Origin of the sequence: Deinococcus marmoris, assembly GCF_001949125.1 — a bacterium.
Taxonomy (GTDB): domain Bacteria; phylum Deinococcota; class Deinococci; order Deinococcales; family Deinococcaceae; genus Deinococcus; species Deinococcus marmoris_A.
Genome location: NZ_MSTI01000005.1, coordinates 33,900 through 55,156, shown reverse-complemented (window position 1 = coordinate 55,156; position 21,257 = coordinate 33,900). Strand labels below are relative to the sequence as shown.

At 61.9% G+C, this 21,257-nt stretch carries 13 protein-coding genes; 8 read left to right on the top strand and 5 right to left on the bottom strand.

Features of this window, described 5'->3' with window-relative positions; translation table 11 throughout:
* Positions 1-108: 108 nt before the first annotated feature.
* From BOO71_RS00530 to BOO71_RS00500, 7 genes are all read left to right on the top strand, one after another.
* Positions 109-1,227, top strand: a complete 1,119-nt coding sequence (locus BOO71_RS00530) for a hypothetical protein (RefSeq protein ID WP_075830043.1) — start codon at positions 109-111, stop codon at positions 1,225-1,227.
* Between the two features lie 356 nt (positions 1,228-1,583).
* A complete protein-coding gene (locus BOO71_RS00525) occupies positions 1,584-6,419 on the top strand; it encodes a glutamate synthase-related protein (protein ID WP_083652809.1) in 4,836 nt (1,611 codons plus the stop codon).
* 11 nt (positions 6,420-6,430) lie between these two features.
* Entirely contained in the window at positions 6,431-6,796 is a 366-nt protein-coding gene (locus BOO71_RS00520) for a nuclear transport factor 2 family protein (protein ID WP_075830042.1), read from the top strand.
* A gap of 98 nt (positions 6,797-6,894) precedes the next feature.
* A complete protein-coding gene (locus tag BOO71_RS00515) occupies positions 6,895-8,361 on the top strand; it encodes a glutamate synthase subunit beta (RefSeq protein WP_075830041.1) in 1,467 nt (488 codons plus the stop codon).
* 450 nt (positions 8,362-8,811) lie between these two features.
* The gene (locus tag BOO71_RS00510) at positions 8,812-9,084 is read left to right on the top strand and encodes a hypothetical protein (RefSeq protein WP_075830040.1); all 273 of its coding nucleotides are present in this window, start codon (positions 8,812-8,814) and stop codon (positions 9,082-9,084) included.
* A gap of 301 nt (positions 9,085-9,385) precedes the next feature.
* Complete coding sequence (locus BOO71_RS00505; RefSeq protein ID WP_075830039.1) at positions 9,386-9,784, top strand: hypothetical protein; 399 nt, start codon at positions 9,386-9,388, stop codon at positions 9,782-9,784.
* A 69-nt stretch (positions 9,785-9,853) separates the two neighbouring features.
* On the top strand, positions 9,854-11,929 hold the full coding sequence (locus tag BOO71_RS00500) for an NERD domain-containing protein (RefSeq protein WP_075830038.1): 2,076 nt from the start codon (positions 9,854-9,856) through the stop codon (positions 11,927-11,929).
* Positions 11,930-11,985: 56 nt separating this feature from the next.
* Here BOO71_RS00500 and BOO71_RS00495 read toward each other — a convergent pair whose 3' ends face one another.
* The 5 genes from BOO71_RS00495 to BOO71_RS00470 form a co-directional block, all read right to left on the bottom strand.
* The gene (locus BOO71_RS00495; RefSeq protein ID WP_139322646.1) at positions 11,986-12,243 is read right to left on the bottom strand and encodes a hypothetical protein; all 258 of its coding nucleotides are present in this window, start codon (positions 12,241-12,243) and stop codon (positions 11,986-11,988) included.
* Between the two features lie 74 nt (positions 12,244-12,317).
* A complete protein-coding gene (locus BOO71_RS00490) occupies positions 12,318-12,650 on the bottom strand; it encodes a hypothetical protein (protein WP_075830036.1) in 333 nt (110 codons plus the stop codon).
* Positions 12,651-13,340: 690 nt separating this feature from the next.
* Positions 13,341-16,643: a DUF499 domain-containing protein gene (locus BOO71_RS00480; RefSeq protein ID WP_075830034.1), complete on the bottom strand. Its 3,303-nt coding sequence runs from the start codon at positions 16,641-16,643 to the stop codon at positions 13,341-13,343.
* A gap of 239 nt (positions 16,644-16,882) precedes the next feature.
* Positions 16,883-17,416: a hypothetical protein gene (locus BOO71_RS00475; protein WP_139322645.1), complete on the bottom strand. Its 534-nt coding sequence runs from the start codon at positions 17,414-17,416 to the stop codon at positions 16,883-16,885.
* A gap of 5 nt (positions 17,417-17,421) precedes the next feature.
* Positions 17,422-20,316 carry a DUF1156 domain-containing protein gene (locus BOO71_RS00470; RefSeq protein WP_075830032.1) on the bottom strand — a complete coding sequence of 965 codons (2,895 nt, stop codon included), beginning with the start codon at positions 20,314-20,316 and terminating at the stop codon, positions 17,422-17,424.
* Positions 20,317-20,517: 201 nt separating this feature from the next.
* Between BOO71_RS00470 and BOO71_RS26195 the strand changes: the two genes are divergently transcribed.
* Positions 20,518-21,255 (top strand): hypothetical protein, encoded by a 738-nt coding sequence (locus BOO71_RS26195; RefSeq protein ID WP_139322644.1) that lies wholly within the window; start codon positions 20,518-20,520, stop codon positions 21,253-21,255.
* Positions 21,256-21,257: the final 2 nt, after the last annotated feature.

Genomic DNA, 21,257 nt, shown 5'->3' with positions numbered 1-21,257 from the left:
TTTCTGGAAACTGGCCGCTGGGATGGGGGAACTACCGTGCAGGCCGTCACCGACGCGGGCCAAACCCTTTCCCACGACACTCTTACCCACTACTCCCGAAGGAGGCCCATGAAACCCCTCAGACCATCACTGCCCAGATCGCCACTGCCCAGACCACTGACCCGTCTGTCTGCCCTGTGCCTGACCCCGGCCCTGCTGGTGGCCTGCACCGGCACCGAGGAGCCGCAGGTGGCCCTGCGCGTGGCCCTGCTCACAGACGGCGGCGCGACGTTGCGGACGGTGACGCCCAACGCCGACAGCAGCTCCGCACCCGTCAACGCCGACCAGCCCGTGCCCGTGACCGACGGCGTGACTCTCACCTCGCTGCCCAGCGGTCAACGGCTGGCCCTGACGCTGAAAACCGGGATCGAGAGCCGGAGCAGCGCCCTGGCCGATCCCCAGTCCTTCGCCGCGCCGCCGTTCACACCCGTCTGTCTGATCCAGACGGCCAGCAGCGCCGCGCGGGACCGCCTGCTGACCCTGAGCCAGTGCCCCAACGGCCCGCAGCAACTGGCGCTGTACAGCGCGGCTGGCACCCTGATCTGGACCGCCCCGCTGCCTACCTTTCTACCGCCCGCACCGGGAACCGATGTGCCGCCCGTGCGGCTGGCCGTGAGCGGAGACGTGGGCGTGGTGGCCCGCCCGCGCCTGGGCGGCGGCAGCGAGGTCCTGCGCGCCGCGCTCCAGAACGTGGGCGACACGGTGGCCGTGGTCAGCGATCCGCTCCCCACCCCCGCCATCCGCGATCTGGTGGCCTATAACGCCGATCTGCTGGCTGCCACGGACAGCGGGGTACAGAGGTTGTCGGCCACGGGCATTCCAGACGGCGTGGCGCTGGCCGCCTTCGCGGCAAGGCGGTATGACCGCCTGTGGAGCGGCACCGCCGGAAGCCAGAATCTGCTGGCGGCGTGGCGCAGCAATGTCCTGAGCAACCAGAATACCCAGCCGCTGCTGGTCTGGGACGGCAACACCAGTCGGGCGGCCTCCACCGTGACGTCCGTGGCCGACCTGCGCGACATCACCCTGGCCCCCGACGGCAATCTGTACACCCTGACCGCCAGCACCCTGACCCGCTACAACACGGCGCTGGGCCTGCAATCGGGCAACTTCACTCCCCGCGTGCTGCTGACGGACCTGAACGATGCCCGCGCGGTGATCTGGCTGGTGCCGCCCGCTGCCGCGAAGTAACCCTCCGGGTGAGGGGGGAGCCGACCATCCGGCTCATCCTGATTCCAGGCCCTCCAGTTCTTGTGCTGGGGGGCTTTCGACTGTCGTCTTCGATTAACGGCGGGAAGCACTTTTCTTCTGCAGGTAGCCCAGGGTTTGTCGTTGACCCAGGCGTAAGCCCGTTTCGCCCGGAGTTGCCGCTCTTCGTGGGCAGGAGGCCCAGGCTGGCCGCCACCTGGCATCCGACAGGCCGAATGTGTGCTGGGCGCGTTATAAACAAGGTTCTGCATGAAAATGCACCCCACTGTATGGTGAATCCATGAAGACCTCGCTGCGTCAGGCGGGGCTGTCATTCCCAGCCACAGGAGCGTGCCCCTATGCCGAACAACACCGACCGGAACCTTCCGGGTCAGCCTCAGCCTCAAACCTCTTCCCAGGGCGTGCCTCCTCCAGCGCCGCCCTCCCGTGAAGAGATCGAGGGGGCGCGGCAGCACGGCCTGTACGTGGGCCGCGAACATGACGCCTGCGGGGTAGGTTTTGTCGCCCATATCAAGGGCCACAAGCAGCACTCGATCATCGAGCAGGGCCTCAAGATTCTGGAGAACCTCGATCACCGGGGCGCGGTGGGCGCGGACGCGCTGATGGGCGACGGCGCGGGCCTGCTGATCCAGATTCCCGACGAGTTCTACCGCGCGCAGATGGCGTTGCAGGACGTGACCCTGCCCCCCGCCGGGGATTACGGCGTGGGCATGATCTTCCTACCCAAGGAAATCGCCTCGCGCCGGGCCTGCGAGCAGGAACTGGAGCGGGCGGTGCAGGCCGAGGGCCAACTGGTGCTGGGCTGGCGCGACGTGCCGGTCAACCGCGAGATGCCCATGAGTCCCACCGTGCGCGAGAAAGAGCCGGTGATCCGTCAGATCTTCATCGGGGCCGGGCCGGACACCCTGGTGCCCGACGCGCTGGAGCGCAAGCTGTACGTGATCCGCCGCCGCGCCAGCAACGCCATCCGCGCGCTGAACTTCACGCACGGGGCCGAGTACTACGTGCCCAGCATGTCGTGCCGCACGGTCATTTATAAGGGGCTGCTGCTAGCCACCCAGGTGGGCGAGTATTACCTCGACTTACAAGACACGGCGGTGGTCTCGGCCCTGGCCCTCGTCCACCAGCGCTTTTCCACCAATACCTTCCCCGAGTGGCCGCTGGCGCACCCGTACCGCATGGTGGCCCACAACGGCGAGATCAACACCGTCAAGGGCAACTTCAACTGGATGCGCGCGCGCGAGGGCGTGATGTCCTCTCCGGTGCTGGGCGACGATCTGAAGAAGATTTACCCGGTGTCCTTCGAGGGCGAGTCCGACACCGCCACCTTCGACAACGCGCTGGAACTGCTGACGCTGGCGGGCTACCCGATGGCCCACGCCGCCATGATGATGATTCCCGAGGCGTGGGAGGACAACCCCCTGATCGATGACCGCCGCCGCGCCTTCTACGAGTACCACGCGGCTTTAATGGAACCCTGGGACGGCCCCGCCGCGATGGTCTTCACCGACGGGCGGCAGGTGGGCGCGATGCTGGACCGCAACGGCCTGCGCCCCGCGCGTTACATCCAGACCCGCGACGATCTGGTGATCCTGGCCTCCGAATCGGGGGTGCTGCCGATTCCAGAGAGCCGGATCGTCAAGAAGTGGCGCTTGCAGCCCGGCAAGATGTTCATGGTGGATCTGGAAGCCGGGCGCATCGTGGAGGACGAGGAGCTGAAAAACCAGTACGCCTCGGCCAAGCCGTACCGCCAGTGGGTGGACAACACCCGCGTCCCGCTGGCCGACGCCGAGGACACCGGCACCGTGGGGCAGTTCAGCGAGTCGCTGCTGGACCGTCAGCAGGCGTTCGGCTACAGCCAGGAAGACCTCAAGTTTTTAATGGGGCCGATGGCGAAGTCCGGCGAGGAGGGCCTGGGTTCGATGGGCAACGACTCGCCGCTGGCCGTGCTGTCGGCGCGCAGTAAGCCGCTGTACTCGTACTTCCGGCAACTGTTCGCACAGGTGACCAACCCCCCGATTGACCCGATCCGCGAATCGGTGGTCATGAGCCTGCGGTCCTTCGTCGGGCCGCGCCCCAACCTGCTGGACATCAACGCGGTGAATCCGCAGATGCGTCTGGAAGTCGCACAGCCCATCCTGGACTTCGACGATATGGCGCGAGTCCGCTCCATCAGCGAACACACGCGCGGCAAGTTCAGCGCCTACGAGCTGGACATCACCTACCCGTCCGACTGGGGCGCACGCGGCATTGAGGCCAAGATCGCCACCATCAATGCCTGGGCGGTAGACGCCATCGAGGGCGGCCACAACATCATCATCATCAGTGACCGCCGGGTGGATAGAGAGCGCGTGGCGATTCCGTCGCTGCTCGCACTCTCCAGCGTGCATCACCATCTGGTTAAAGCCGGATTACGGATGAAAGTCGGGCTGGTGGTGGAAACCGGGGACGCCCGCGAGGTGCATCACTTCGCCGCGCTGGCCGGGTACGGCGCAGAGGCCATTCACCCGTATCTGGCCCTGGAAACACTGATCGACCTGCACACCGAGATTCCGGGGATGCCCAACCTGAGCGACATTCCCCCGGCCAAGGCCATGCGGAACTACATCAAGGCCATCGGCAAGGGCCTGAGCAAGATCATGTCCAAGATGGGCGTCAGCACCTATATGTCGTACTGCGGCGCGCAGTTGTTCGAGGCGATGGGCCTGCAAACCGACTTCGTGGAGAAGTATTTCCGGGGAACCGCCACGCAGATCGGCGGCATCGGCATTTTCGAGGTGGCCGAGGAAGCCCTGCGAACGCACACGGCGGCCTTTGGCGCGGACCCGGTGCTGGCGCGCGGGCTGGACGCGGGCGGCGAGTACGCCTGGCGCAGTCGCGGCGAGGAACACATGTGGACCCCGGACGCCATCGCCAAGCTGCAACACGCCACCCGCAGCAATTCCGCGTCCACCTACGAGGAATACGCCCGCATCATCAACGAACAGAGCAAGCGCCACATGACGTTGCGTGGCCTGTTCGAGTTCAAGACCGCAGAGGCGACGCCTGTGCCGATCGAGGAGGTGGAAAGCGCCGCCGAGATCGTCAAGCGCTTTGCCACCGGGGCGATGAGCCTGGGCAGCATTTCCACCGAGGCGCACACCACGCTGGCCGTCGCCATGAACCGGATTGGCGGCAAATCCAACACCGGGGAGGGCGGCGAGGACCCGGCCCGCTACGAGCGCGAGTTGCGCGGCGAGGTCATCGGCGAGGGCGAAACCCTGGCCGGCATTCTGGGAGCCAGTCGGGTGGAAGTCGATTATCCGCTGGAACCCGGCGATTCGCTGCGTTCCAAGATCAAACAGGTGGCCTCCGGGCGCTTCGGCGTCACCACCGGCTATCTGGGCAGCGCCGATCAAATCCAGATCAAGATGGCGCAGGGCGCGAAACCCGGCGAGGGCGGCCAGCTTCCCGGCGGTAAGGTCACGGATTACATCGGCTACCTGCGCCACAGCGTTCCCGGTGTGGGCCTGATCAGCCCGCCGCCGCACCACGACATCTATTCCATCGAAGACCTCAAGCAACTCATCCACGATCTCAAGAATGTCAATCCGCGCGCCGACATCTCGGTCAAGCTGGTGTCGGAGGTGGGCGTCGGCACGATTGCGGCGGGCGTCGCCAAGTGCAAGGCCGATCACATCGTCATCGCCGGGCATGACGGCGGCACCGGAGCTTCCCCCTGGAGCAGCATCAAGCACGCCGGGACGCCCTGGGAGATGGGGCTGGCAGAAACTCAGCAAACGCTAGTGCTGAACCGTCTTCGAGACCGCGTGCGGGTGCAGACCGACGGGCAGCTCAAGACCGGGCGCGACGTGGTGGTGGCCGCCCTGCTGGGCGCGGACGAGTTCGGCTTCGCCACCGCGCCGCTGGTGGTGCAGGGCTGCATCATGATGCGCAAGTGCCACCTGAACACCTGCCCCGTTGGCGTGGCGACGCAGGACCCCGTGCTGCGCGCCCGCTTCACCGGCAAGCCCGAACACGTCATCAACTATTTCTTCTTCGTGGCCGAGGAAGTGCGCGCCATCATGGCCTCGCTGGGCATCCGCAGCTTCGATGAGCTGATCGGGCGCTCTGACCTGCTGGACACCCGCGCCGGAATCGATCACTGGAAGGCGCAGGGCCTGGATTTCAGCCGCCTGTTCTTCCGCGCCGACCTGCCCGACGTGGGCCACCGCCACACGGGAACGCAGGATCACGGTTTAGAGGGTGCCCTGGACCGCGTGCTGATCGAGAAATGCCGCCCCGCCATCGAGAAGGGCGAGCGCGTGCATTTCCTTCAGGACGTGCGAAACGTGAACCGCTCGGTGGGCGCGATGCTCTCCGGCGAGCTGATCCGCGTGCGCCCGGAAGGACTCCCCGATCAGACCGTGTTTATCCAGATGGAAGGCACCGGGGGCCAGAGCTTCGGCGCGTTCCTGGCTCCGGGCCTGACCCTCTACCTGATCGGCGACGCCAACGACTACGCGGGCAAGGGCCTCAGCGGCGGGCGCATGGTGGTGCGGCCCAGCATCGAATTCCGGGGCGACGCGCGCCAGAACATCATCACCGGCAACACCGCCCTGTACGGTGCAACCGCTGGCGAGGCGTTCCTGCGCGGCGTGGCCGGAGAACGCTTCGCCGTGCGCCTGAGCGGTGCGCGGGCCGTGGTGGAAGGCACCGGCGATCACGGCTGCGAGTACATGACTGGCGGAACAGTGGTGGTGCTGGGCCAGACCGGACGCAACTTCGCGGCGGGCATGAGCGGCGGCGTGGCCTACGTCTATGACGAGGACGGCAGCTTCGAGAAGAAGTGCAACCACAGCATGGTCAGTCTGCATAAGGTTCAGCCCGCCGACGAGCAGATGCAGAGCGCTGATCTCGCCAGCCTGCACAGCGGCGAGGCTGACGAAACCCAGCTCCGCACCCTGATCGAGAGCCACCACCGCTGGACGGGTTCGGTGATCGCCAGCGACATCCTCGACGACTGGGACAACGCCCGCAAACGCTTCGTGAAGGTCTTCCCACTGGAATATCAGCGGGCGCTGAAGGAGCGGGCCGCCGCGCAGAAAGAGGCCGGAACGGTTCAGGCCGCCGACACCACGAGTATGCAAACGGGGCCGAGCCGCAAGGGTGGGCAGGGGACGCTGACGAAGTAGTGGAGGGCCGTATGGATCACCACGAACTTGTGCAGCAGTACATCGCCGTCTGGAATGAGACCGATGCCGAGTGCCATCTCGCGCTGGTGAAGGCAGTGCTGACCGGGGACGCCACCTACGCTGATCCCCGGATGACTGCCCAGGGCCAGCAGGGCATTTCAGACATGATCGGCGTGGTGCAGACCCATCTGCCCGGCCTACGGTTCAGTCTGGCTGAACGGCCCGTAGAGGCGCATCACGGGTATCTGCGTTTCTCCTGGTTGATGGGGCCAGTCGGCGGGGCCAGCGTGTCCGGCGGCACAGACATCATTGAGTTGCGCGGAGGTCTGCTGGGGCGCGTCATCGGTTTCGTCGACTTCCCCACGCCCGTGGACTGAGCGTTCAGATTCACGGCAATCTTGCCAGCTTCTAGCCGCCCACCACGCTCCCGTCTTCTTTGATATCCACCCATCCACACCCCCTGGAGGGCATCCCAATGAGCAAAATCACCGGCTTTCTCGAACAGCCCCGCGTCAAAGAGAAGTATCAACCCGTCGATGCCCGTCTCAAGAATTACGCTGAATTCGTTCTGCCGCTGGCGGGCGACTCTGCCCAGAAACAGGCGGTGCGCTGCATGGACTGCGGCATTCCGTTTTGCAACAACGGCTGCCCGGTCAACAACATCATTCCCGATTTCAACAATCTGGTGTACGAGAACGACTGGCTCTCGGCCATCGAAACGCTGCACAGCACCAACAATTTCCCGGAGTTCACGGGCCGCATCTGCCCTGCGCCGTGCGAGGCCGCCTGCACGCTGAACATCAACGACGATCCGGTGGGCATCAAGTCCATCGAGCTGGCGATCATCGAGCGCGCGTGGCAGGAGGGCTGGGTCAGGCCACAGCCGCCGCAGGTGAAGACCGGCAAGACGGTGGCCGTGATCGGCAGCGGCCCGGCGGGACTGGCGGCGGCGCAGCAACTCGCCCGCGCTGGACACGCCGTGACCGTGTTCGAGAAGAATGACCGCGTGGGCGGCCTGCTGCGCTACGGCATCCCCGATTTCAAGATGGAAAAGCACCACATTGACCGCCGCGTCGAGCAGATGGAGGCCGAGGGCGTCACCTTCCGAACCGGGGTGCTGGTGGGCGCGTGGGATAAGAAAAGCACGGTGACCAACCTCGCCAAGCAGACGGTGACCCCCGAAGAACTGCGCGCCGAATTCGATGCCGTGCTGCTGTCGGGCGGCGCGGAACAGCCCCGCGATCTGCCGGTGCCGGGCCGCGAGCTGGACGGCGTGCATTTTGCGATGGAATTCCTGCCAGGCCAGAACCGCGTGAATGCGGGCGACAAACTCAAGAAGCAACTGCGCGCGGGGGGCAAACACGTTGTGGTGATCGGCGGCGGCGATACGGGCAGCGATTGCGTCGGCACCAGCAACCGCCACGGCGCGGCAGGGGTGACCCAGTTCGAGGTGATGCCTCAACCGCCCGAACACGAGAACAAGCCGCTGGTCTGGCCCTACTGGCCCCTCAAGCTCCGCACCAGCTCCAGCCACGAGGAAGGCGTCACCCGCGAATTTGCGATTGCCACCAAGGAATTTGTGGGCAAGGGGGGCAAGCTCACGGGTGTCAAGACCGTGCGGATTGAACTGGTGGACGGCCACCTCAAGGAAATCGAGGGCAGCGAGGAAATCCATCCGGCGGAACTGGTGCTGCTGGCGATGGGCTTCGTCAGCCCGGTGGGCAGCGTGATCGACGCCTTCGGCATCCACAAGGACACGCGCGGCAACGCTCTGGCTGGGACGGAGGAGGAAGGCGGCTACGTCACCAACCTCCCCGGCGTGTTTGCTGCGGGCGACATGCGGCGCGGGCAGAGTCTGGTGGTCTGGGCCATCCGCGAGGGACGGCAGGCGGCGCGGGCGATGGATCAGTATTTGATGGGGACGAGCGTCCTGCCGAGGTAGCAGCAATAGCTAGAGCTATGGGGGAGGAGAAGTGAGGGACGGCTTCTCCTCCTCTCCGTGCATATGGCCCCACACCCCCTGCCAGTATGCAGGCGTTTCCGGTGTCCGGGCTGGATTTCTGAAAACGAAAAAACCCCGTACTGGACGGGGTTCTCTTGTGTTTGGTGCGGATGCCCAGACTTGAACTGGGGACCTCACGCTTATCAGGCACGTGGCTGCGCTCAAACCACCTGAACACTGTCCAGGACGCACTTTATCCAATCCCCGCGCTGGTCTGACACCACGCTCCCAACTTCAGAACCCGAACACCCAGAATATACAGTTTTGCCGTGCCAGACGCAAGTAAGGTCTCATGAGATGACCCAACGCTCCCCTGGCATCGGCTCAGTCCCTTCCCGCCCCCAGCCACCCTCACGGTGCGCTGGGGGCTTTCCTTTTGGAGGAATCCCCATGATGTATTTCACCGATGTTGAACGCACCCGCGCCCGCCTAGTTGACAGTGCCATTCCGGCCAAGGACGGCATGGCGTACCTGCAAGTCCTGAGCAACCTCAACGCTCTAAGCCTCCTCCTCGCGCCCCTCAACGCCGATGAGCTGGAGGACGGCGAGACCGAACGTCTGGAGAAGATGTTCCGTGACCACCTCGCTCGGCGCACGCTCTTCGAGGTCCAGTACCCCGAGTTGGTAGTGCTGTCCCGGCCCGACGACTGGACCGGTAACTAACCCAATATTGGAGAATGTGAGAATTGCGTCCTACACGGTTTCCCAGACTTTTGACATGACATTGACGAGGTGGGTTTGTGACTGAACCCAAACGCCCATTGACCTTCAGCTTCACCCTGGCTACTGAAATAGGCCGCCCAGCTTCAACGCCCTTTGGCCTAACATCTCGCTCTGCATGCGTCCTACCGGCCTCGGTGGACGGACTCAGGAGGTTGTCGCTTGATGCCCGGTCTCCGATGAAGCGACGCGCACCCGGCACCGACGCTGTTCGCGCCATGACAACAACCGCTAGGGGTCAACCATGGAAAAGTTGAAGCTAACCCTTTTGACCTTCCTGACTCTGTCCGTCCTGGTCTTCGTGGGCATGACGGTGGCCGAGGCGGTCCAACCACAACCACCCGCTGTCCCAGCCCAGTGGGAGTACATGAGCCTTCCCATCTCCGGCCAGGGAAGGGTCACGTCAGCCAGTGACCAGGACATCGAATTGAATGATGCACAGCTCGCGGCTCTGAGCCTCCAGGGCTGGGAACTGGTGTCCACCATCACCGAGCTGGAAACCACCCACACCAACTTTAGCAACTCGCAGTACGTCACCGGGCTTCAGCCAAACATCCGCGCTGACCGGGCTGTGCTGGTGTTCAAGCGGCTGCTGGACCCCAGACGGCCTGCCCTAGAAACTGGGATAGAGCAACAGCCATGAGCTTTAAGTCCCTAAATAAACAGCCCAGCCTGTCCCACCACAGGCTGGGCTGGTAACGGAGGAACAAGGATGGCAAGACTGTATTACGCCAACAATGGCGTTATGGACCTTAAGCCCAGCACGCTGGACGCGCTGCGGCGACTCCCGAAAGCCTGGGACATCGTCCTGAATCTGCGCCCACTGAACGGCAAGACCGCGCGTGAACTGGACGCCGTGGTCATCACGCAGCGGGCCATTCATGTGCTGGAATTCAAACAGCGCAAGGCACCTGTGACTGTCGTGTCCGACAGCCGCTGGCTGAGCGGAGGACGTGAGGACCGCAACGGGGTGCGGGGCGGCGAATCCCCCTCAGAACAGGTGTGTAACAGCACCAAAGCTTTTCAGGAGGTTCTGACTGGTAAGTTCGCCCAGTTGCGTGACCTCACTCTCCCCTGGGTGGTGCTGGAAACACTCAACCCCGCTAACCGGGTAGGCAATGAGGCCCATCCCATGCCCACTCAGGACTGGCACGACGCCGGGTGGGCCAAGGTCATCCACGGGCTGGATTATCTGGAGGCGCTGCTGCGCCGCCGGGAAGAGAAGATGACCGAGTGCATCACCGACATGGATGCCGAACACTTCCGCCGTCATTTCGGGGCCAAGCCGCTGGGCCAGCTCACCACCCAGGGAGTTGCACTGCTTCTGGATAACCGCGAGCGGCTGCAAAACACGGCGCTGTGCCTGACCACCCTCAGCACCAGACAGGTTTTCGAGACCACGACGGATGGGAACGGGGCCTTTGAGCTGCAAGGGATGCCCCTGGAAGCGTTCGAGGTCACGGTTCCCAGCCTCCCCGAACTGCGCGTGCTGCCCGGTGCCACCTTCAAGGCCACCACCGAACTGCTGGTCATGCACGTCTTTCTGGTGCGTCCGCAGGTCAGTGAGGAGCGTATTCAGGAGTTGCTCAGCGCCGAGATGGACCGTGTGCGCAGTGACGTGGAGGCCGTGCTGGAGCTGGCGCAGGGTGCTGAGCAGCGTTTGGCGAACCTCGAAGGCGAGCTGGCGCAGACCCGGCAGACCATCGGGGCACTGATGGGCCTTCCCAGCACACACGACAACGAGGTGATGCACCAGACCATCAACGGCCTGATAGCGAAAGTCGAGGAGCTGGAGCGGCAGCGGCGGCAGGTAGACGCCGTAACCTACCTGGACCCCGATGTGGTGCGGCGAGATGCCTTAAGTCCCTTGCAGGCTGAACTTGATGCACTGGCGACACGTGTGGGTGCGCTTGAAACCCGGTTGGACAAGGTGGGTCAGACGGCCACACGCGCAGACCAGAGGGCTCGGCGTGCTCTCGACGACGCCACCGGCGCGAAGCAAATGGCCAACGTGGCTGGGGAGCGTGCAGGCAAGGCTGAGAGCAGTGCCAGGGATTCGGCCCAGAGTGCCCGGCAGGCCCAGGGTCACGCGGCGATGTCTGAAGCGGAAGCTCAGCGTGCCGCTGACGAGGCCAGAATCAGCCGGAAAGTGCAGGAGGACGAGCTGAAGTTCAAGCAGGCTGTCTACTTAACCGAGGAGGAACGCCGCCAGAAACGGGCTGAGGCCCTCAAGCTGAGCGCCATTGTGGGGGCGGCGGGGGGCATCATTTCCATGCAGCCCATCCCCTTCGCCGACAACGTCATCCTGACGCCCATGCAAATCTGGCTGGTGGTCCGTATCGGGCAGTTCTACGGCCAGAGCATCACCCAGGACGCCGCCCTGAAACTGCTGGGAACCGTGGGCTTCGGCTTTGCCGCCCAGCACGCCACAGTGGCCCTGTACAAGCTCATCCCTGGCCTGACCTTTGGTCTGGATCCCTTCACCGTTTTCGGCTTCACGGTGCTGCTGGGGGCAGCGACGGCACTGTTCTACGAGCGCGGCAGTGCGCCCGGCAGGTCAGAACAGAAGGCCCTGATGGGCGGTATCAAGGTGCTGTTGGGTGACCGCACCTTCAGGGAAGATGTGATGGCCATGGGCAGGTCTGTTTTCAAGGAGTTCAAGGTCCGTGGGTACAAAACAGGTGCTGACGACTTGAGGGCAGTCTTCGATATTGCAGGCGAGCGTGCCAGACCCATCGGTGACCGACTAGAGCGAGAGCTGTTCGGCAAGGACGGAAATAGGGCGTAACCATGACAGCGGGGGCAGAACATCGCCTGCCCCCATTCACGGGTGTCCTGCGCGGTTCAGGCCACCAGTTTCCTCAGCACTTCTTGAATGTCCCGAAGTGGCTCCAGCACCTGGTTTTCCAGTTCATCAATCTCCTCATCGCTACGGGCATGCAACTCCGATAGGCGCTCGTAGTCGGCGAGCAGCTTCCTACCACGAACCGTCTCTGGGTTGGTCAGGTCATCAGTCTGGCGCTCCAGCCGCTCATAACGCCGCGTGAGTTGGTCATGTCGGTCATTCCTGCGAGCCAACTCTGCTTCCAGGTCTACCAGCATTTCAGCCAGCATAGCTTGGTGACCTTGCCAGCGTGCTTGGGACGCTAATGACGTTTGCGATTTCACGAGAGCCATCACCATAGCGGCTTCCTTTTGGTGTCGTGCGTGACGGAAATAACTTGCCATGAAGGGTTTTTACTGCTCCCCGATGTGTTCGCGGACTCCTCCTCAGCTTCGGCCTCACGCTCAACCATCCACTTCAGCAAGGCTACTTCGAGACGTTGCTCTATCACGGTCTCTAAACTTTTGCGCGCACCTTCAGCAAAAACCAGTAAATGAGGGAATGCTGGTTCAGACATAGCGACGAGTTCCCTCTTCGCCCGCACCTCTTCGTCTTGTAGAAGTTCGTCGAGCAGATTGAGCAATTTGGTCAGGTCAGTTTTTACAGCGTACTTGTTCTCGGTCATAAGTCTTTGCCTCCTAGGCGTAGGTGAAGCACAAGGGTGAAGTCCAAATCTTGCGCTTCAAAGCGAAGAGTCGATATACCGGGAGGTAAGCCCATTCCTGGGCTTTACTCAAGTCAACCGGCATGCGGACAGGGCGTCAGACCACTTGGTTACGTCATCTTCCTCTTCATAAGGACAGACAGCGGTGCGACTCAATTTCGATGTTCGATGTACTACCTATGCCCTTCCTGGGCGTTCTGTGGCCTGTAGGCCGTTCCCCTAAAACATACTTATAAACGCTGTCCCTGTCAACAAAATTCACCACGTCGCCAACGGGGGGGGGTACCGCAGATACCAAGTTGATGCACCAAGGCCAGGCATCATTCGGCGCTTCCCCAATGATATGAGCAGTGCCAAGACCGGCAATCGCCCATAAGTTGCCCATATCTTGAAAACATGCCGCGCTCAACAGCGACTGGCACGAGTTTTTTGGATATACACCCACTATTCACTGTCGCCCATAAGTACTCTTATCGTCATCAGGCTGACCCGCCAACTCGGAATCCAACTCGGAACCCACTTGGAAAGTCCTGGAACCCACTTGACGCAGAAAACCTGTGCCAGACAGAAGTTCCATCAAGGACACAGCTTCCAACTCGGAATCCAACTCGGAAATGGGGTTAGGTGTGGTCAGCTCTTTGGCCGCGAGTATCACTCCAGTTGCAGTTTCAGGCCCAGGTTGCGTGCATTCTCACTGAGGTTACGTTGCTGTGTCGTGTTCAGCCCGCCCCGCACGTCGCCGCGAATGACCAGTTCAACGCTCACGTCACCGCCCGCATCAATGACCTGCTGAATGATTTCCTCGTAGATGGTCTGGAACTTACGGACCATGCGGGCATCATCAAGCTTGCCTTCTGCAAAAACTTGCTGGGGTAAGGGCGGCGGCACCACTGGCTTTGGCTCAGGTCTGATTGGGTCAGTTCTGAAACCGTCCTCCGTGCCTGTCTCGTCTGGTGTTTTATCGCTGTCATGGGGTTTAGAGGACCTTCTGGCTTCCTCCGCTTCAGCAGTACGCTGAGCCTGCGCGGCGGCCCGACTGACCACCACGGACAGGTCATCGGCACGCACGGTGGCGTCCTGTCCGAATTTCAGGTTGGAGTACTTGCCGTCCACGAACCCATCGGCATAGCCAAAGTACGGCTCACTGGCCGCCACGCCCTCCCGTAGCGCTGCCAGCAACACCTCTGAGCTGGTGAGGCGGTCCAGATACAGATACTGCGCGAAGTACGCCAGAAGCTGTTTCACACTCAAATGTGGCTCATTGGCCCAGAGGTGTTGCAACTTCATGTTCAGCAGCAGCGCACCGAAGTTTCGGGTCAGCTTGCCGCTGTTTACCAGTTTCTTGGTGACCCGCTCAATCAATTCCCCGTCGCCTGCCAGACGTTCCTCGTCCATGAGGATGGCAGGCGGTCCCTGACCTGCATCTTGGGTCTGATAAGGCGTGAGCAAAAAGGTGTAGGCCGCGCCAATTTGGGCGTCGCTGCCCTTGTCATGCTCCTTCATCCGGCTCTCGGCCTGCCGCTTGTTGCTGGGCGTGAGGTTGCTAGCGTCGGCATCCTGATGAATCTTGCTCCAGGCCAGGTACTGTTTAATCCGGCCAAACAGTTCGTCCAGACGGGCCTTATCCACTGCTAGGACCACCACGTTGTTGCGGCCTAGACGGTCTGCATTGCCCCGGCGGGTCACGATTTCATGGGCGCGCGTCGTGGCCGGACTGGTAGCACTGCCCTTCAGGTGGGGAAACTCTGGCGGCAGGATGACCAGGCGCACGGCAGGCTCTTTCGATTCGTCCGGTACGCTGCCGCTGTCTGCCGTGACATGCACTCCTGCAAAATCGCCACGGGACCTGGCCGAGGTATGAACCTGCAAGCGGCGCTCGATGTCGTGCAACACCTCGTCCTCGGGGAGATGGGCCGCCAAATCAGCCGCACGCCGGTTAAGGCTGGGCTGCGTGCTGAACCAGTAATGGGACGCGTCCGCATACAGATACACCGCCTGTTGTGAGACGCGGCGCAGGGCGTCGCTGAACGGCCCGGCCTGCTCCCCTGGCTGAATGCTGCTCAGGAAGACGCTACGGGTGTCGATGCCCTGGTGGGCCGTGTTCGCTTTGGGGGCCGTACACATGAACACGCTCCGGGTGACCCGGCGCGCCGCCGCCACCTGCCCCAGCATGCCGCTCTTGTCCTCCGCCTCCACCTGAACCGGCAGGCTGCTGGGGCCGTCCACCTCTTGATTCATGATGGCTTCCCAGGATTCGCTGAGGTAATTCCGCAACTCGGCCTGTACGCGCACATCATCGAGTGGAAGGGTGCCGGGCAGAATCATCAGGCTCTTTTCACCGTCCTGCCAAAGTCGATGAATGACCAGGGCCATCAGGCGCAGCACCCCACGCGTTCGTTGAAAACGCTCCATAGCGCTCCACGTTCCGAACAGGGCATCAAACAGAGAGGGGTGAATGGGGTAGCTGTTCTTCAGCCTGCGCCCGAAATCCGGCTCTGCTGCGCCTACCGGGAAGTCGGTTCTGTTGGCTGCATAGTGGTCCGTGAACGCCTTGACCACCGCGTCCACCTGACGGTAGGCGTCTCCCTGAAGCGGCTCGAACAGGCGGCGGCGGACAATTTCAAAGGACTCCTCTGGGTTGGCGGGTAGCCAGGTACTCTGCACGCGCTTGAAGGTCTGCTTCAGGGCGTCCAGGGCTGCGCTGCCCCCCTCCCCGGCCACTTCCGTCTGACTCGCTGGCAGGCTTGCCACCACCAGCGCCTGCGGCACACTCTTGGCCGCCTCCGTCAGCGACTGGGCAAAGCTGACATTCGACTCAAAGGACCCGGCGGGCAGGTCATGACGGTTGTACAGTTCGCGCAGTTGGGACACCCACTCGTCAATCAGAATCAGGCAGGGGCTGGCGAGTTTCAGCAGACGAATAAGCTTCTCGGTGCCGGGATTGGCACGTTGCTCGTCGGCCTGCGACACAAGCGCATAGCCCTGCGGCCCGGCCAACTGGTAGGCCAGTTCGCCCCAGATGGTGTTGGTCACGGTGCCGTCGCGCTGTTTGCGCTGCCCGGTTCCTAGGCTGTTGCCCACTAGGACGGCGCGGTTGACATTGGCGGGCGCAGTCGGCACGCCAGATTTGGCATGCACCGCCTCCAGCCCTGGCAGCTCCTGCGAAGGCACATCCCCGAAGAGGTGATACAGCGCCAGCATGGAGTGCGTCTTGCCGCCCCCAAAGTTCGTCTGCAACTCCACCACCGGGTCACCCTCGCCCTTGCCCAGCCGGGTCAGCGCGTTGGTCAGCAGGTCCCGCAGGCCCGCCGTAACGAAGGTCCTGTTGAAGAAGGCTCGCGGTTCGCCGTACTCGGCGCTGGCATCTCCCTTGTAGACTTGCGCCAAATCTGCCGCGAACTCCGCCGCCAGGAATTTACCTTCGCGCACGTCAGCGTGGGGGATAATCACGTCACGCCAGGCTTTCAAGCCCTCTGGAATCTTGCCGTCCACATGTGTCACGCTGCGCGACACCGAGCGCTCCTGTTCACGCAGCTTGATGCGCATGGTCTCGTCGCGCTCCTTCATCAACTGCGCGGCCACACCCAGCCCGATGCGGGATGCTACCCGGTGCATGGTGTCCAGCGCACGGTGCGTGTCGTCGTAGGTGAAGGGCTGGTCATGGGCCAGGGCATTGCGCCAGTCGCGCAGCTCAAAGATGTTATTGCGGTCCGTCTGTTTGAGCTTGTCCCCGAAGGCGTCATGCCAGAACTCAGCCATCACTTTGACCGCCAGTTGCATGTCCCACTGCGGCTTGCCCACGCCATCAATCGGGGTGCCAGCAAAGCGCGCGGTGACGCGGTTGACCCAGTCTTCGCCATATGCCCCGCGAAGCGCGCGTTCCACGTACACCACCAGTTCATCCAGCAAAGCGTCCTGAGCGCCCTGCACGCGCTGTCGATTGGAAAGAGCCATATGCGCACAGGCTAACGGTTCCGCAGTGACAAGGTAGTCACAGACAAGCGACACGTCTGCTCAGCAGCCCCCCAGATTCCAGTCACGCTTCCTCCCATCGGGGTCCGCACTGGTGCGCCCCAGCTCTAACCTGTAGAGGGCTGCTGGTCTTTGTCCGTCCCCCGATGATGCCTCTCGTCACCAGCACCTGACCGCTACTCCAGCACTGGGCGGACCCAACCCAGCCTGAGCTGCATCGGTCAAATCTCAGCAATAAATGGATTGACTGGGGAGCGAGGGAACAGCTCTGTTCTGCCGCTGGCATTCTGCATGACCATATGGCGGTCATAGTTCGGGGTGGTGCCGTAAGAGTCTTCTTCCCAGGTCATTGGTAGGTAGCCTTGCTGCAAGAGAGGACGCAGGGTCCGAAACCACTCCCGGTACGTGTGGTCAGGGCCATACGCGAGCCGTGAAAAATCAGCGAAGTCCAGAACCCACAGCCCTACCAGATGCTTGGAAGCAAGTTCGCCCTCAAGCAGACCCGCCCATTTCTCTTCAAGACCCCGCTCAGCACAGGACATGCCCCACAGGTAAAGTTCAGTGTGGGAGAACGTGAATTGCTGAGCAATATCCCACTGAATGCCCTCACCACTGCGGCTCAGGCTGGCCGGATAAAGCTGAAGACGGACACGCTGACCCTCATAACTTCGCGCGAACCGAAACTGCTCAAAACCGATGCGGTGCAATTCGTCCAGCAGTTGTAGAACCCGCAGATGAAGCCGCAGAGGGTCCACGTCCATCAGTCAAACAGCCCTGGCTGCGTGTTTGTGGGTTGCTTGTCCACCCGCGCCGCCGCCTCTGCTGCTTCCGTCCAGCTTGCCACCAGAGCGTTGTAGACCTGGCCCTCGGCACTCCAGCCCTTCCGTTCACAGATGCCGTACAGACGGTAGGCTAGTTGACGCGCGCTATCGGCCAGCTCACCCAACTGGGCCATCAGCACGCCCGCCGCGTCTGCACCGTCCTTGGCGTTAATCCGCGCCAGATGTTGCACCGCTTCCCAGGCTGTCGGGCGCTTGTCGGTCTGGGGGGTCCAGTCCTGGGGTAACTCATCGCGCGTCCGCAGCCGCACTTTTCCGGCCCTCGCCACAATCAGGCCCGCTTCCTGCACCCCGGCCACGCTCACGCCACGCGCCGTTGCCAGTGTTTCGGCGTCGCCATACGCGGCTTCCTCGGTGCCGTGGCTTTCAAACCAGGTCACGGCAAAGCGGGTGTCCTCGTCCAGATGGCCTTCCTGTTCAGAAAAGAACTCGTCCAGCGCTGCGTTAATCAGTTGCAGCGCCACTCGCACCGGCATTCGCGAGCCGTCCGATTCCAGCACCTGCGCGTACTTGCTGAACACCGCCATACCGGGGCCAATGCTAGCCTGCGCCATGTCCACCGGGGCTATGTTGCTGGCAGTCAGGGCTTGCAGGGCATCGGGGAGGGAGCGGCGCAGTTCACGCAGGAAGTCGGCACGGGTGGTCATAGGTGCGTCGGCCAGACGAGGACGACACACCATAACGATGGAGGAGGCGAGGGCGTTGGTTCCATTGCTAACCATGCGGCCTTCTTTCTCACTTCGTACAGGCCAAGTGCCGTTGATTGAATAACCTGCCTCAATAACTGCTTCAAGGAAAGTCGCCCATCCAGTGCTGCTAACACCGCCTCCATCTGTCTCCGACTGCTTGAAGGCATAATAAATCGCCGCTGGATATTTTTGATTTCCGCGTGCCGCCATATTAGATATAGCTTGGGTCATGCCCTCAAGGAAGAACTTCTCCGCGTTATTCTTACCGCCGTGACGGTAGGGCGTCGCCACTAACTCCTCCGCTTTGGGGACCAAAATGCCGCCGAATAAATCTGGGTACGTGGATTTCAGGGAGCGCCGCATCCAAACATAAAAAAAGTCGGAGAGGTCAGCATACCCAATGTTGTCGTAATACGGCGGGTCAGTGGAAATTATTGCCCCCTCCGGGACGAGGAAGGAAGCAGCATCTAACTGACGCTCTGAGCCTGGTACTCCCCTGTAGGGCATAGCCTCCAAACCCTTTTGAATAAAATCAACGCATGTATCTATCCAACTGCCGCCAGCCGTGCCAAAGGGATTGGCTTCAGCAGAATCCCAGACCATTGGTAGAGCTTGACGAGAGAAAGTTGTCCGAGTTGAGCCTACGGAATTGCGCCAGCTCGTAATTTCGGACCAATTGTCGGCACCTTTATCTACTGCAAACCCAAGATATACCCCAACCGCTTCCGCATAAGCCTGCGCTCCAGTTCCACCGTCACGCAGAAACTGGCCTTCTTCCATAGCTGCGGTCAGGGCATCGGCCTTCACGCGTTCGCGGGCCTCGGCCACCAAATCAGAGAAGGTGGTCAGGGCGGTGAGCTGGCGGTTGGTGAAAATGTCCGAGTAAAGCGGCATTCCATAATCGGGCGGTGAGAACCAGCGGGGATTCTCAGGCATGGGCTGGTCAGGCTTCCAGGCTGGCTCAGACACTCTGGCAACCTCCTCCATCTCTTCTGTCGGGGCTAGGTAAATCCGTTTTCTTTCACCCTCGGCCACTGTCGCCATCAATTGTGCTCCCATACGTCCCGCCTTGCCCTCGGCCTTGATGTGCTTATCGTCCACGGCAGTTCCACACGCAACACAACGGAAGTTTGCGCCGCGTCCAGTTTTGGGCGACTCTGGTGGCGTTCCAGTCGGGCCGCCAATCTGGAAACTGACTTTTGGCGGCGAAACGCTGCGGTCTACCTGCGGCTCTACCCAGGCACGTTTGCCCACTTTGGTGCTGAGTTCAAAGCTGCTGGCAAGCGGCATGTTCGCGCCGCAAACCGGGTTGGGACATTTCACTGTTCTGGCCCACAACCATGCGATGACGGTGGCCTCACCCCCACCCGGCAGCTTGGCCTTGGGGTACAGGTGACCTATGCGGGCCTCGGCCTGCTCCTTCATCCACTGGCCGTAATAGCGGACATCCTCGGCCAGCCCCTGCGCGCCCTTGTACGTGCCGCCACTGATGGCTTTTGTCTGCGGATGGACAGGTGGACGGCCCGCGAAACGCGGCGGAATCTCGATGCTGGCCTTGCCAATCATGACCGCCACCGGGTTCAGGTCACTGCCGTGCGCTTCCAGCCCCAGCCGCTGCGCTTCCAGCGGGATGGTGCAGCCACCGGAAAAGGGGTCTAGAACGGGGGGTGGGTTGCCGTCGGTACTCAGCAGAATCAGGGCGTGGGCCTGCTTCATCACCATCTCGTTGGTGGTGTTCTCCCACTCCACCAGCTCGGCAATAAAATCGAACAGCCGATTACGCGGGGTGTCCTCGGCGGTGGCGAAGGTGCCTTTGACGCCTGGAATACGCGCCTTGGTGGTGATTTTCCCGCTCTTGTCCTTGACCTCCTGCCGCCCAGTCAGGACCACAAGGTTCTGGCATGCCTCCACAAACTCAGGTGGTGCGGCCTCATGGTTCGGGTCATCCACCAGTTGCGCGAACAGAATGGCGCGTGCTGTTGCCAGCGGGCGGCGCGCCCACCAGAGATGCAAGGTACTGGGGTGGCCGTGGCGAATGCTCTTCTCACGGGCCGAGGCAGCGTTGATGGCCTCCAGTGGCAGGGCCACCTCAATGAGTTTCCGGCGTGGAGCAGAGGCTGCGGTCATCGGGGTTGTGGGTTCCTGCGTGAAGTCATAGTGTGGGTCAGAATAAATTAGTAGTCAATGAGAATCTTCCGTATCCCACTCACTATCCTATTGGAGCATCAAGGTCTTTCGTGTGTCCCACTGTGACAAACCTGCTATAGCTTCTTCGGTTTACTTCGTCAACGGTTCTTAAGAATTGACCCGTTCTCGGAGGAGAAACCCATGACCAGTGCAACTCCATCAGGCAGGATGGACGCTGAACAGCTCTATCAACAGCTCGGCGCTCTTATCACTTTCGTCCGCCCCTTGGCTGACCGTCTGATGGAATCAGGCACGCTGGACGGGGCAGTGGCGCAGGGCAAGAAGATGGCCGCCGAGGCCGTCATGAATCAGTTTCAGAAAGGCTCAACAGCCACGGGAACCACCACAGGGCCAAAGCAAAATGCTTCTGCACCCAGTGCGGATATGCCAACGGGTGGGCCGTCCCAGTACGTTGGGCCTATGCCATCTCATGGAGTTTCCTTTGCCGCCGTGAGTGGCCCTGCAATTTCAGCTATCGGCTCGCGTTTAGCAGGTGGACTTGCGCCGGGCACGATGTATGTGCAGGCAGGTCTACAAGCTACAAAGACGGTTGGCGATTTTGCCATGGACTACGTGGAAACTGTGCAGCGTGAAACCACCGCCAGACACGACATCACAGCCCGAAAAGACGCCCGCATCGCTGAAATCGAGACTGTACGCGCCACGCTAGAGCTTTACCTGGAAAAGACCTTCGACGAACGCCGGTCTAATTTTCGAGAAATGTTCGCGCGCTTGGATACAGCACAGGCTCAGGCCAATTTGGCAGAGATGCAGCTCCTTCTGGGCGGCATCCTTGACCTCGCCAAGTCAAGCCCTTTTAAAGACCTGGCCACTTTTAAGGCGAACCTCGATAATCCCGATTTCGTACTTGAGCTTTAAAG

What these genes read in the sequence shown, in the direction of transcription:
- BOO71_RS00530 (WP_075830043.1), top strand. Translation starts at nt 109, where the DNA reads ATGAAACCCCTCAGACCATCACTGCCCAGATCGCCACTGCCCAGACCA.
- BOO71_RS00525 (WP_083652809.1), top strand. Translation starts at nt 1,584, where the DNA reads ATGCCGAACAACACCGACCGGAACCTTCCGGGTCAGCCTCAGCCTCAA.
- BOO71_RS00520 (WP_075830042.1), top strand. Translation starts at nt 6,431, where the DNA reads ATGGATCACCACGAACTTGTGCAGCAGTACATCGCCGTCTGGAATGAG.
- BOO71_RS00515 (WP_075830041.1), top strand. Translation starts at nt 6,895, where the DNA reads ATGAGCAAAATCACCGGCTTTCTCGAACAGCCCCGCGTCAAAGAGAAG.
- BOO71_RS00510 (WP_075830040.1), top strand. Translation starts at nt 8,812, where the DNA reads ATGATGTATTTCACCGATGTTGAACGCACCCGCGCCCGCCTAGTTGAC.
- BOO71_RS00505 (WP_075830039.1), top strand. Translation starts at nt 9,386, where the DNA reads ATGGAAAAGTTGAAGCTAACCCTTTTGACCTTCCTGACTCTGTCCGTC.
- BOO71_RS00500 (WP_075830038.1), top strand. Translation starts at nt 9,854, where the DNA reads ATGGCAAGACTGTATTACGCCAACAATGGCGTTATGGACCTTAAGCCC.
- BOO71_RS00495 (WP_139322646.1), bottom strand. Translation starts at nt 12,243, where the DNA reads ATGCTGGTAGACCTGGAAGCAGAGTTGGCTCGCAGGAATGACCGACAT.
- BOO71_RS00490 (WP_075830036.1), bottom strand. Translation starts at nt 12,650, where the DNA reads ATGACCGAGAACAAGTACGCTGTAAAAACTGACCTGACCAAATTGCTC.
- BOO71_RS00480 (WP_075830034.1), bottom strand. Translation starts at nt 16,643, where the DNA reads ATGGCTCTTTCCAATCGACAGCGCGTGCAGGGCGCTCAGGACGCTTTG.
- BOO71_RS00470 (WP_075830032.1), bottom strand. Translation starts at nt 20,316, where the DNA reads ATGACCGCAGCCTCTGCTCCACGCCGGAAACTCATTGAGGTGGCCCTG.
- BOO71_RS26195 (WP_139322644.1), top strand. Translation starts at nt 20,518, where the DNA reads ATGACCAGTGCAACTCCATCAGGCAGGATGGACGCTGAACAGCTCTAT.